Source organism: Silvibacterium bohemicum, assembly GCF_001006305.1.
Taxonomy (GTDB): Bacteria; Acidobacteriota; Terriglobia; order Terriglobales; family Acidobacteriaceae; genus Silvibacterium; species Silvibacterium bohemicum.
This window is the reverse complement of record NZ_LBHJ01000020.1, coordinates 367,647-380,834: the sequence shown is the minus strand read 5'-3', so window position 1 is coordinate 380,834 and position 13,188 is coordinate 367,647. Positions and strand designations below refer to the sequence as shown.

The following is a 13,188-nucleotide window of genomic DNA, read 5'->3' as shown; positions in this document are numbered from 1 at the left end:
AACCTACACGGAGAGAAGTGGCGATGCAGGCAGCAGCCCGCGGATTGACGCGAGGCGCGGCTCGGCGGGCGCATTGATTTCATGGAATTCATTATCTGCGCCCTCACGTCTGCATGCCGTATTCCAGTCTCACTTGGGCGGAACGTGCGCTTCATTAAAAATTCTGCCAATCCGACTTTAGTCGGATGCGGGCTGAAATTTCTCCGGCGTAGATTTCCTGTGCTTCTCAGCGGCAGAAACTATTGTCCCAGAAGAGTGCGGCATGAAAGCAGGAGAATATCCAATGCGAGAGCCAGTGTGTATGCGCGGCGCCGGCCGCAGATCGACAGCATTCTCGATTCCCTTTCCAATCAATGGAGTGCTCAAACAGTGGATGCTACTTATCCTCTGCTTAGCCGGAATATTCTCTGTTCTGCCGCTCCATGGCCAGGTGGTCCAGCCGCCGGAGCCTGTCGACCCAGGCCCCATCGACGGAGAGGTCTATTACCTTGTCGATCAGCAGTCCGGGCTGCAAGTGGATCTGAGCAATAACTCCACGGCATCGGGCGACCCCATGGTGCTGAACACGAGAAGCTTCACCGACCTCAGTCAACGATGGGCCTTCACCAAAACTCTTGGCGGGAACTGGAAGATCAGCAACCTGCTGAGTGGCCTCTGCTTGGACAGTTCCTTTGCGCGTGGAGGCGCATCTGTTGTGCAGAAGCCCTGCGCGATCAATGTGGCCACACAGGAGTGGTTTTTCACCTATGTAAAGAATGGTTTCAGCGTGGTGATGAACGTCGGCACTCAATTGGTCCTGAACGCGTCGAGTGCAAGCCTTTCGCCGGGGGCGCAGCTGATTGAGTCGCCGGTCCGTGGCCCGCAAATGGGCAGCCGCTTGTGGCTCTTCCGGCCTGCTTTTTTCAGAGGCAACGATTCGAGCCTGCAGGAAAAAGCAGAATATGACCGCACCTTGGTCAATAATGCCTCCGCCTATCCCTGGTGGCACGACGCTTATCTTCCCGGCCAGGATCTTCTGCAGATCTTCAAAAATAACGGCATGAATATGGTCCGAGTCCGCCCGGCGTCGATCAACACTACGGTCACGCATCATGGCGAGAGTTTCGCCATCACGACTGGTCCATACAACCACTACACTCTGGCTGCTCCTCCGGCAACGCAGATCATTCCCGCTGCGGCCACCGGAAGCTCCGGCAGTGCTGGCGATTATGCCGAAACAGATTGGTCGGGCGTAGACCTCGCGGTGCGTGCCAAGCAGCTTGGCATGTCGGTCAATGTGACTCTCTTCTACGATGGCTGGAATACTTCCGACACACCGGGCAACTGGGCAGGCAAGACCGTCGCGCAGCTTTCAGGTGTTCCGTCCACGAGTACTTGCACTGTCGCAGGCAATTGCCTGATGTACAACTACGTCAAGCAGGAGTTGGAACTGTACCGCGCAATGGGCGGTTGGCCGGATGTGGTGGCAATCGGCAATGAAGTCACCAGCGGCATGTTCAACACTGGAGGCACCGCAGGACTCAGCGGCGGAGCCTGCAATACCAATAATAACGGCGGCGGAAGCTGTTTTATCGCGATTCAGAAAGCGGCCATGCAGGCCATTGCCGATGCTGCCTCTGACACATCAAACCCCAACCTTGGTCCCGCACTACCGGCACCGATCAGCTGCATTCACATCACAGGGGACCGCGATCTCTACACGTACTATTTTGGAGCGACAACGACGAATGGCGTGCCTTTGGACGCGGTTTGTGAAAGCTACTATCCCGGCTGGCACGGCGCCACGACGCAGGCTCAATATAACTGGTTCCACACGAGCGGCCAGCAGATCGCCGAACCGAACTTCGGTAGGGAAGCGACTGAGCTTGGTCTGCCTATCTTCAACATCGAAGATGGCGTCTCCTACGCCCTCCAGTCGCTTTATGGAACGGCGAGTCCTCAAGATCCGTGGTACGGAATCAACCCGCCGGGACCCTCTCCAGCGCTCACGCGCCAGGCGATGATCGATTTGAATACGGTGCAGAAGAACGTGCCCAACCATCTCCACATGGGAATGGAATGGTGGGCTGGCGAGGCGACCTCCATCGTAGGCACAGCGCTCGGTCCTCTGAATGATTATTGGGTTACTGGAGGCGTTGGGTTATTCGACAATCTTGCGACGCCGAATGATGCACGCAACAACGCTGCCATGCCCGTGATGCTGGCGATGGGCGGCAAGCTGGATCGTACCCTCACCTACAAGTTCGTGAATGCAGCCAACGGGCGCATTCTGGAGACGGCCGATGCATCCACTACGGCTGGAGCCGATTTGAGCACGGGCATCGATGCGGGGATGACAGGTCTGCATCAGCAATGGCAGATTCTCGCGCAGGATGGCGATGCCGAACAGAACGAGGCGGTCTACCCGGCTCCGATGGATCATCGCGGCGATGGATTTTTCCAGATCATCAATATGAACCAGAGCAACGGTCTGAATGTGCTGGATTCGCAGAATGGTGCGGGAGGAGGAGCCGTCGTCCAGAATCCGCAGAGCGCCAGCACCGAAGCTGTAGCCGGGAGTGCAAATCAGGAATGGGATATTCAATCGGCAGGAAATTGCGGCGATATCCCCGCGAGATGCGTTCATCCGCCCCTCGACGCAAAGGGGAACTACTACACCATCATCAATAAAGCCACGGGCCTGTTGCTGACCGCGAACAGCGCCGCAGCCGATGCGAGCATCGTACTGGAGCCAGCGGCAACCGCGTCCAATGGCGACTTCACCGTCCCAGCCAGCAAAGGCCAGTTATGGAAGCTGGTTCCCGTGCACATCACCAGTGGCCCGCTCTATTCCTTCAAAGGATTTCAGTCTCCCGTGGAGAATTCTCCCGCATTGAACCTGGAGAGAGCTGGGCAATCCGTTCCTATCCGCTTCAGCCTGGGAGGAGATATCTGTTCGAATGTGCTGGCTCCCGGTTATCCCACTGTGAACGCGGTGGAGTGCGAGAGCAAAGCGCCGATAGGCCCGCCCATCCCGATTGGCATCAATCAGCTAGGTCGCGAACCCTCGAGCGGTACTTACACTTATGTGTGGAGCACCGACAGAAGAATGGCCGGGACATGTCAGCAGTTCACACTGCTTCTGACCGACGGCTCTGACCATTTCGCCTACTTCCAATTCAGGTAGAGCTGCAACCGCGGATCTCGGATGAAGTGAACATTGCCGATCGCCAGAGCGCGCGTGCAGGTGAGGAGATAAGTTTGGCGCTCGGGATATTCTGAGCGCTCTTCTCTATGAACTATTGAGTCCGTCGCGCTCCGATCATCGAATTTACCGTCCGGCGTAACGAAGCTTCCGCTCACCTTTAGAGAATTGCTCTTCGCTGAAAGTTGATTGGCTTGAATATCCGACCGAAATAGTCTGCATTTACATGCAAGCAGCCGTGAAGTCTTTTGGCGAAGCGTCGCGGCCGTTTGGAGATCGACAATGAGGGCGGCTGGGCTATCTTTTTGGGATAGCTCCGTCTCCTCCATTCATTAGGAGACGGCGATATGAGCGAACGAAAGAAGTTCAGGATCCAGCGCTCGCTGGGGATTGAGCTGCCGGGACTGGGCAAACCAGGCGCCTTGGAAAAACGGAGTTATCCGCCCGGCCAGCATGGACGGCTACGGAAGACGAAGAAGACGCAATTCGGCGCACAGCTTCAGGAGAAGCAAAAGCTTCTCTTCCACTACGGACTGCGCGAAGAGCAATTACGCCGCTTCGTGCGCAAAGCACGCAGCCTCAGCCCATCAAACTGGATCGAGAGCCTCATTGGCTTGTTGGAGCGCAGGCTGGACAACGTGGTTTTCCGGCTGGGCTTTGCCCGCAGTATCGCGGCCGCACGCCAACTGGTTTCTCATGGTCACATCCTCGTGAACGGACGTCGGCAGACAATCGGCTCCATGGTGCTGCGCCCCGGTGAGATCGTCTGGCTTTCGGAAAAGGCCAGCCAGATGGAGGCGATTCAATCCTCGCTCAAGTCGCCTCGCCTTACGCTGCCATCCTTCCTGCAATTTCAAAATCCAAACGCGCCGGACCGCGGGATCGTTCTCTCGATTCCAAGTTCAAATCATGTCCCGTTCGAGTTCAACACCACGCAGGTCGCGGAGTATTACGCGAAGCGCGGCGTCTAACAGATAAGGTGGGAGCCTTCGACAGATATTTTTTCGAAACTCAACCGGGAGCAGAGAGCATCTTTCCTGCGTCCTTCTTATGGAGCCATCGACAACGTACAGCCGCACCGATGATGGAAAAAACTTCCGCGCCGCCATGCGGCACACCCTCCCGTACGAATAAAACGATCGCAACACCGGTCAGAGAGAGAATTATGGACGACATCAACGTGATATTGGCGGACCATCCCGGACTTGGCAGGGTGCGGCTCTGCGAGTGCAACTCCATCCATCTCAGTATTGGTCCCGTGACTGTGAATCTTGCGCCTGACGTCTTTGCGCAGACCGCGATTCTGATCCGCAATGCGATGGAGCAGCTCGACGAGATCCTGGGTGCTCTGCCAGCTGGACAAAATCCATTGCAGCCTGAGCAGCCAAACCCGAGCCGGTTCACTCACTGATATTCGAAATGATACAGGCGGATTTTCTAAGGCTCATGTGCGATAGTTGGGGCGTGCAATCGTTCCCGCATGAGCCTGAATGAAACGAGGAGTTCGCGATGAACCGTCGTGAGTTTACCGCCCGTTCTCTGGCTGCTGCCGCAGGTGCTGCGCTTTCTCCAGGCCGTGGCTACGCGGCAACGCAAAATTCTACGGCTCCAGACCCCGGCGCCGTTCCTGACCCCATGATCGCGCAAGCCCGTTTCCCCGAGGGATTTCTCTGGGGTGTCGCCACAGCCTCCTACCAGAACGAAGGTGCATGGAACGAGGATGGCAAGGGTGAGTCGATCTGGGATCGGTTCACCCACACACCGGGAAAGGTGCGGGGAGGAGTGACCGGCGATGTTGCTTGCGACCAATACCATCTTTACCCGCAGGACATCGCGCTCGCCAAACAGCTCAACCTGAAAAGCTATCGTTTTTCCATCTGGTGGCCACGAATCCAGCCCACCGGCGTAGGCTCGCCGAATATGAAGGGAGTGGATCATTACAGCCGTTTTGTCGATGCGTTGCTAGAGGCTGGCATCCGCCCGTGGTGCACGATGTATCACTGGGATCTTCCGCAGGCACTGGAAGATCGCGGAGGCTGGCCAAATAGGGAGCTGGCGAATTACTTCGCCGACTACGCAGGCATACTCGCGAGGCATCTTGGCGATCGAATTACAGTCTGGGCGCCCTTCAACATGCCGTGGGCTATCGCATTTATGGGGTATGCCGCGGGTGCGCTCCCTCCCAGCGGCACGAGCTTCAGCGACTTTCTGAAAGCAGCGCACACATTGGCGCTGGCTCAAGGGGAAGCTCATCGTGCAGTCAAGGCAGCCTCTCCGAAGGCGACAGTGGGCAGCGCCTATGAAATGGCGCCCGCGTACCCGAAGACAGATTCAGACGACGACCGAGCTGCGGCCGCCCGCTATCACGCGATGAATAACGTCTTTTTTCTGGAAGCAGCGATGCACGGTCGCTATCCGAACGCCTTCATTGGCGAACCGCCCCTTGATGTGATGGGCTTCAGGGCTGGAGACGAAAAGCTTCTGTATGCGCCGTTGGATTGGGTTGGCTTCCACTACTACACACGCCGTGTGGTGTCCGATGCGAGCAAAGAGAAGTTTCAGAGCGGAGGCAATTTCAGCGGCACCGAGATCGAGGGCAATTCGCCAGGCGGCCGTGATCCTTACACTCGCTTCCGTGCCGCGATGCCGACAGAGGGGCCGCTGACAGAAGCTGGTCTGGAGGTATGGCCAAGGGGAATTTATGACCTCGTGTCGAAGATCACTCGCGATTACAATCACCCGATCATCGAAATCACCGAGAGCGGTTGTGGCTATCTGGATTCCCCGGATGAAGAGAAGCATGGCCGCATCCCGGATTCACGGCGCATCCTGTGGTATCGCGAAACGCTGGCAGAGTTGGCTCGCGCCATCGCCGATGGAGCGAAAGTCCGCGCCTATCATGCCTGGACGTTGCTGGACAACTTCCAATGGGCGGAGGGTTACACCGAGCGATACGGACTGATCTACACGGATTTCCGCAATCAGAAGCGCACCATTAAAGACTCGGGCTATTGGTATGGTCGAGTCGCGGTTTCAAACCGGCTGGATGTGTAGCGTTTTTTCTTTTCCTGAAAGTGGCGCGCGACACCGGCTGAGTCGTCCCGCTCTTCTCATTCATCTAAACTGATATTTGAACGACCTCGAAACCATCTCCCCTGAAGTGCTGGTCGATGCTCCTCCGCGACACCACGGTTTGTTGCCTTTTCTAGGCTTGGCATGCGGTGTCGGCGTCTCGAACATTTACTACAATCAGCCGCTTTTGCTCGACATGGCGCGCAGTCTGCATGTGGATCACAGCCGCATGGGTACCGTCGCTGTCGCCACGCAGATCGGCTATTCCATCGGCATCCTCGCCTTCGTCCCGCTCGGCGATGTCATCGAACGCCGCGGCCTCATGGTGCGCCTTATGGCAGGAGTCGCCGTAGCCGCGCTGCTCGCTGCTTTCGCGCCAAATCTCGCGGTTCTGCTCGCGGCGAGCATCGCCATCGGCCTCACTGCAGCTGTCACTCACATCATCGTCCCGATTGCTCCTGAACTCGCCGATGACGAAGAGCGCGGACGGGCCATCGGCACCGTCATGACCGGGCTGCTTCTGGGAGTTCTGCTCGCGCGCTCGGTCTCCGGCTGGATCGCATCTTTTTTTGGCTGGCGCGCAGTCTTCTTCTTCGCCGCGGCCAGCAACGCTGCCTTCGTACCGCTCTTGTTGCGCAAGCTGCCCAAGCTTCCGCCTCACAAGCCAGTGCGGTACATGCAGGCCCTGCGTTCGCTCTGGACGCTCATCCGCACGCAGCCGTTGCTGCGCGAATCTGCCGTGCTCGGCGGTCTCGTCTTTGCCGCGTTCAGCGCCTTCTGGACGACGCTGGTCTTTCTGCTGGGCTCGAAGCACTATCATCTGGGCGCAGGCACGGCCGGCAGTTTTGGAGTTCTCGGAGCCACAGGCGCACTCATCGCGCCCATTGCCGGACGCATTGCTGACCGCCGCGGCTCACGCACCGTCGTAACGCTCGGCCTCTCGTTGCTGACCTTGGGCTTCTGCACCCTCTGGCTTCTCGGTTATCACATCATGGGACTCGTACTCGGTGTCATCGTCCTCGACCTCGGTACGCAGGCAACGCAGATTGCCAACCAAACGCGCATCTTCGGCCTTGAACCCGGAGCACGCGGCCGCATCAACACGATCTACATGATGATTTACTTCCTGGGCGGCTCGCTTGGATCGCTCTTCTCCACCATAGCCTGGGCACACTGGGGATGGAGCGGAGTGTGCGCCCTCGGCCTGGGATTACTCGGCCTGGCCGCGCTGCGGCACGCCACCGGCGTGCGTGACGCTACGGCGTAAAAAACAACCTAGAAGTGCGGATAGCCCCAGCGTCGAGCTACTTTATGCCGAAGGCCAGGATCAACTCAACCCTCTAGAGAATCCTGCCTTCGAAATTGGCTTCGCACAGTTATCGTGCGCCGTACAACTGCGCAATGGAATTTTGACTCCTATCACACAGAATGTAGACGGCGGTACGCCGCACGCGCCTCTCTAATCCAAAAATTCCAATCCACAAACAATGCTTGCAGGTATGTATATCTCCTGCCGAGTATTGAGAGGAGAGCTATGTATCACCACGTAAAGAAGCTGATGTACACGGTAAATATCGGTGAGCCCGATCCCAGATTCGGCCGTATGTTGCTCGAGCAGTTCGGCGGCGCGAATGGAGAACTTGCTGCAGCCATGCAGTACTCAATTCAGGGTTTCAATTGCGAAGATGCCCCGCGCAAAGACCTCTTAATGGACATCGGGACAGAGGAGCTCAGTCACCTCGAAGTAGTTGGAGCTCTGATTCGCATGCACCTTAAGCCGATGAAGAATGAGCGGGAAGCCGCAGAAGCAGATCCTCTCGTAGCTATCGCTGGCGGAGGCGGAGTCGCGCTATTCGATTCGATGGGCAACGCCTGGACTGCAGATTATCTCAAAGTCACCGGCGATCTGGCGGTCGATCTCCGCAGCAACATTGCCGCGGAGGCTCGCGCCAAGATCGTCTACGAGCGATTGATCGCATTCACTGAGGATCAAGGGTCGAAGGAAGCTCTACAGTTCCTCATGACTCGGGAGATCACGCATATGCGTGCATTCACCGCCGCGCTCGAAAGCATGGAGAAGGCTCCCTTTTCGATCGGTATCATCGAACCGACGCCGGTTCTGGTCGACCAATTCTTCAATGCCTCTACAGGTGAAAGCCAATATGGAGAGACTGACTTCTCCGGGCCCTGGAATCAAGGCAACGGACTGACCGCTGTTCAGTCCGAGATCAAGGGTGGTCAGGGTCTCGACGTCACGCCCTACACTCCGAAGCCTGGATCGCAGAAGCCCGTCCCTGCTGACTCAACCCCTGTCGGTCAGTACACAGGTCCGGTAGGGAAAAAGCAGGCTGCCCTCCATGAACGCGCCAAAATCGAAGCGGAGAAAAACGCAACCGTCGAAGTGTAAGAAATGCTCATCGGGAAGAAGCCACGAGAGAGTCCGTTCAATATCAGCAGCAAGGGCCGGCTCCAGCCGGCCTTTTTTTTATACAACGGAGATATGCCGAATAGCTTCTCACTGCCTGAACTACCAAGAGCGGTTACGCTGCTCCGGAGACCCACAATGAATAAGCTAACGAAACTTGGATTATGCGCGGCCTTGGGCCTCGCCGGTGTTTTCACGACTCTCAACGCAAGGGCTGCATCGGATGATGACAAAAAGTTTCTCGCCACTGCCGCGCAATCTGATCAGAATGAAATTGCTCTGAGCAAGGTGGCCATTGAAAAAGCCACCAATCCTGCGGTCAAGAGCTTCGCTGAAAAAATGGTTACGGAACATACGAAGATGACAGCCAGCATGAAGCCGTTCGCGGATTCCTGGGGATTGACTTCTCCAGACGGGCCTGACGCGGATCACCAGAAAGAGCTGGACAAGCTGAATGGCCTGTCGGGCGCCGACTTTGATAAAGAATACATCGACCAGATGGTGACCGATCACGCCAAGGCTCTCAGTGCCTTTACCACCGAAGCCAAAGACACCAAGGACGCAAAGTTCCGCGCTGCTGTTCTGAAGGGCAAGACCATGGTGGCCGCGCACAAAAACATGGCGTACGACCTTAAGAAGAAGCTGTAGTGTGGTTTTGTCGCAAAAAGAAGGCGTCTTCTTTGAGGGAGATGCCTTCTTTTGTTCGTTTCCCCGATTACCCTCCCTATTATCTTAAGACCTTGTTGACTGGTTCTGGCAGCACATACGTGTTGATGAGCGAGGCGATTCTTTGAGTGCTCTCGGGTGCGACTCCGGCCGCTCGAGCAGCCAGCCATGCTTGGGGAGTGATGGTAATTTCAGCTCGTCCCGCGTTTACTGCGGCTACAATTTTTCTGGCCGCCCGCGTGACGTTAGCGGAGATTAAAGGCGTGCGAGCTGAGGTCTGAAACCATAATTTCTCTTTCGCCACATCTCCGCTGAAGTGGGCGTGGACTTCGCCTCCGGTGCGCATCAGGCCGGGACATACCGTGGTGACACGAATTCCTTTGTGACGCAGCTCGGCGTTCAGGCCTTCGGACAATCCAACAAGCGCGAATTTCGATGCGACATATGGAAGCAAATGGGGAACTGGAATTTTTCCGCCGATCGAGGAGATGTTCACGATTGCACCTTCGCCGCGAGCGAGGAAATGAGGCATTGCTGCATAGATGGTGTGCAGAGCTCCGAAGAAGTTGATCGACATGGCTGTTTCAAATGCTTCGATCGTTTGATCCTCGATGGGACCGACCTCGATTACACCCGCGTCATTGATAAGAAGGTCTATCGCCCCGAAGTGTCTGTGTGCAGTCTCGATCAAAGTCGCTGCCTGATGCTTGTTGCTGACATCGCAAGGGACGGTCAGCACGTCGTCACCGCTCGCGAAAGACTGCGTAAAAAGAAGCTGTTCTTTGGCCGCAGCGAGTTGATCTCCATCGCGTGCGGCGAGTACGAGCTTGACGCCAGCCTTGCCCAGCTCATGGGCGATTGCGAGACCGAGACCTCTCGAACCACCGGTAATGACGGCTACCTGTCCGCGGCGAATCCGTTGAGGCCTGGGCAGGGCCGCATACACCACGCCGGCAGCGGCAAGCGATAGCAGCACATTTCGGTAAGGAAGAGCTGACTTCTTCATCTCCGGTAGGATGCATGCGTTGGGAGCGAAGCAGTGTCGAACGGAATTGGCATTTAACGGATCACAGCCTCGCGACGGGTTTCGCATCCTAAAATGAGGAAGGCACATGATGCAAAGAACGGATTCAGCAGGTAGCGGCGCCGCATCTTCTGCAGGAATGGTGCGAGTCAGAGGCGCACGCGAACACAACCTCAAAAATGTCGACGTCGATATTCCGCGTGATGCGCTGGTGGTGTTCACCGGGGTTTCAGGGTCCGGGAAATCGTCGCTTGCCTTCGGCACCCTTTATGCCGAGGCGCAGAGGCGATATCTGGAATCCGTCTCGCCTTATGCGCGGCGGCTCTTCCATCAATTGGCAGTTCCCGAGGTTGATTCGATCGACGGGCTGCCTCCCGCGGTCGCTTTGCAGCAGCAACGCGGGTCGCCGACCACGCGGTCGTCGGTCGGCAGCGTCACCACACTCTCCAACCTTTTGCGGATGCTGTATTCGCGCGCGGGCGACTATCCTTCCGGCCAGGCGATGCTCTATGCCGAATCGTTTTCGACGAACACGGCTGAGGGAGCTTGTCCCGAATGCCATGGGCTGGGCCGCATCTACGAGGTGACGGAGAAGTCGATGGTGCCGAATGATTCTTTGACCATCCGCGAACGGGCCGTGGCAGCATGGCCTACGGCCTGGCAGGGTCAGAATCTGAGGGACATTCTGGTGACGCTCGGCTACAACGTGGACAAGCCATGGCGCGAACTTCCGAAAGAGGATCGCGACTGGATTTTATTTACCGACGAACAGCCCACCGTTCCGGTGTATGCCGGATTTACGCCAGCGGAGACGCGCGATGCATTGCGCCGCAAGCTGGAGCCGAGTTATCAAGGCACGTTCACCGGGGCACGGCGCTATGTGCTCAGCACCTTTGCGAACAGCCAGAGCGCCATGATGAAGCGCCGAGTTGCGCAATTCATGCTCAGTACAGAATGCCCGGCGTGCCATGGCAAGCGGCTGCGGCCGGAGTCGCTACGGGTGAAGTTTGCGGGCCTGGACATCGCCGAGATTTCTTCACTTCCAATGAAACGCCTCGAAGCGATGTTTCGTGCCCGAGTGGAAGATCGCCCTTCGAGCAAAACTAAGGCGGACGCGTTGCACCCGGAGAAAGCAATCGTTGCACAGCGGATTGCGCAGGATATCCTCGCGCGGCTGAAGGTATTGCTCGATCTCGGGCTGGGATATTTATCGCTCGAGCGAAGCACTCCGACGCTTTCGCCGGGTGAATTGCAGCGTCTGCGTCTGGCGACGCAGGTGCATTCCAATCTGTTTGGAGTAGTCTATGTGCTCGATGAGCCATCAGCCGGCCTGCATCCCGCGGATACGGATGCTCTGTTGAAAGCGCTTCATCGACTGAAGCAGTCGGGCAATACGCTGTTCGTTGTGGAGCATGAGCTCGACGTGATGCGCAGCGCCGACTGGCTTGTCGATGTTGGTCCGGGCGCAGGAGAGAAGGGCGGTCGTATTTTGTACAGCGGTCCGCCCGAAGGTCTTCGCGATGTTGCCGAATCCCAGACGCGTCGTTACATCTTCGCGGAAGAGCATTCGGCAGGCCGATCGCCGCGGGAGCCGCGCGGTTGGCTTCAACTTCACGGAATCAGCCTGAACAATCTGGAGCATCTCGACGCAGCAATTCCGCTGGGAGTGTTCACCTCGGTTACCGGCGTTTCCGGGTCGGGAAAGTCGAGCCTGATCAGCCAGGCGCTGGTGAATCTTGTTGCCGATCGCTTGGGGCAGAAGATCGAGGCCGACGAAGATGACGGTGCCGAAGACCTCGAACGATCTGCACCGTTGACTGCTGCCGGTGAAATCGTGAGCGGTCTCGAAGGCCTGCGACGCATGGTTCGCGTTGATCAGAAGCCCATCGGGCGCACGCCGCGCTCGAACATGGCCACCTATACGGGACTGTTCGATCACGTGCGGAGGCTTTTCGCGGCCACAAAACTGGCGCGGTCGAGGCACTATGACGCCGGGCAATTTTCATTCAACGTGGTCAAGGGCCGCTGTCCCACCTGTTCGGGAGAAGGATCGGTGTGCGTCGAATTGCTTTTCCTCCCCAGTGTTTATGCTCCGTGTCCCACATGTCATGGTGCGCGCTTCAATCCGAAAACACTCGAGATCAAGTATCGCGATAAAGACATCTCCCAGGTGCTGGCGCTCACCGTTGACGCGGCTCTTGAATTTTTCTCCGATGAACCGGCCGTGCAACGCTCCCTGAAGGTGTTGAGCGATGTTGGGCTGGGATATCTAAAGCTGGGCCAGTCGGCCACTGAGCTCTCCGGCGGCGAGGCGCAGCGAGTGAAGCTTGCAACCGAGCTTCAGCGCACGCAGCATGGTGACACTCTTTATATTCTCGATGAACCGACGACCGGGCTACATCCCTCAGATGTGGAACGCCTGCAGGCGCAACTCGACAGCCTGGTTGCAGCGGGGAACACCGTGGTTGTCGTCGAGCACGATATGCAGATTGTCGCCGATAGCGACTGGGTCATCGATATGGGACCCGGCGCGGGCGATGAGGGCGGCGAGATCATCGCAGTTGGGCCGCCCGCCGAGGTCATGAGATCCAAGCGCAGTAAGACGGCTCACTATCTTCGGCAATATTTCCATTCCCGTGCGGGATAAGGACGGGAAGCAATAGGTTCGGACTAGCGCATTGATTCAGGTTTTACAACTGGATTTGCACGCTGCTTCTGTTTTTGCCATATCTCCGCCCCTTCATCCCACATCACGATCTGATGCGCCGATTGCGCGCAGTAGCGCGCGATTTCTTCATTCATCGCGCGCCCGCACGG

10 protein-coding genes are annotated in these 13,188 nt (G+C 57.3%); 8 read left to right on the top strand and 2 right to left on the bottom strand.

Annotated features, from left to right (window positions below; genetic code table 11):
* The first annotated feature begins 283 nt into the window (after window positions 1-283).
* The 7 genes from XX99_RS24735 to XX99_RS24705 all read left to right on the top strand — a co-directional run bounded on the left by XX99_RS24735 (window position 284) and on the right by XX99_RS24705 (window position 9,329).
* Complete coding sequence (locus tag XX99_RS24735) at window positions 284-3,166, top strand: PxKF domain-containing protein (RefSeq protein WP_184084609.1); 2,883 nt, start codon at window positions 284-286, stop codon at window positions 3,164-3,166.
* 365 nt (window positions 3,167-3,531) lie between these two features.
* Window positions 3,532-4,155 (top strand): 30S ribosomal protein S4, encoded by a 624-nt coding sequence (gene rpsD / locus XX99_RS24730; protein ID WP_050062084.1) that lies wholly within the window; start codon window positions 3,532-3,534, stop codon window positions 4,153-4,155.
* A gap of 194 nt (window positions 4,156-4,349) precedes the next feature.
* A complete protein-coding gene (locus XX99_RS24725; RefSeq protein WP_050062083.1) occupies window positions 4,350-4,595 on the top strand; it encodes a hypothetical protein in 246 nt (81 codons plus the stop codon).
* A gap of 98 nt (window positions 4,596-4,693) precedes the next feature.
* Entirely contained in the window at window positions 4,694-6,238 is a 1,545-nt protein-coding gene (locus XX99_RS24720) for a glycoside hydrolase family 1 protein (protein ID WP_050062082.1), read from the top strand.
* A gap of 76 nt (window positions 6,239-6,314) precedes the next feature.
* Entirely contained in the window at window positions 6,315-7,523 is a 1,209-nt protein-coding gene (locus XX99_RS24715) for an MFS transporter (protein ID WP_082125944.1), read from the top strand.
* 267 nt (window positions 7,524-7,790) lie between these two features.
* Complete coding sequence (locus XX99_RS24710) at window positions 7,791-8,663, top strand: manganese catalase family protein (RefSeq protein ID WP_082125943.1); 873 nt, start codon at window positions 7,791-7,793, stop codon at window positions 8,661-8,663.
* Between the two features lie 156 nt (window positions 8,664-8,819).
* The gene (locus XX99_RS24705) at window positions 8,820-9,329 is read left to right on the top strand and encodes a DUF4142 domain-containing protein (RefSeq protein ID WP_050062081.1); all 510 of its coding nucleotides are present in this window, start codon (window positions 8,820-8,822) and stop codon (window positions 9,327-9,329) included.
* Between the two features lie 79 nt (window positions 9,330-9,408).
* On the opposite strand, the gene XX99_RS24700 is transcribed toward XX99_RS24705, so the two are convergent.
* Window positions 9,409-10,353: an SDR family NAD(P)-dependent oxidoreductase gene (locus XX99_RS24700; RefSeq protein ID WP_050062080.1), complete on the bottom strand. Its 945-nt coding sequence runs from the start codon at window positions 10,351-10,353 to the stop codon at window positions 9,409-9,411.
* A gap of 106 nt (window positions 10,354-10,459) precedes the next feature.
* Here XX99_RS24700 and uvrA point away from each other — a divergent pair, with 106 nt between their 5' ends.
* On the top strand, window positions 10,460-13,018 hold the full coding sequence (uvrA, locus tag XX99_RS24695; protein WP_231581603.1) for an excinuclease ABC subunit UvrA: 2,559 nt from the start codon (window positions 10,460-10,462) through the stop codon (window positions 13,016-13,018).
* A 23-nt stretch (window positions 13,019-13,041) separates the two neighbouring features.
* On the opposite strand, the gene XX99_RS28470 is transcribed toward uvrA, so the two are convergent.
* Window positions 13,042-13,173, bottom strand: coding sequence for a hypothetical protein (locus tag XX99_RS28470; protein ID WP_260315148.1), 132 nt, complete (start codon window positions 13,171-13,173; stop codon window positions 13,042-13,044).
* Between the last annotated feature and the right edge of the window lie 15 nt (window positions 13,174-13,188).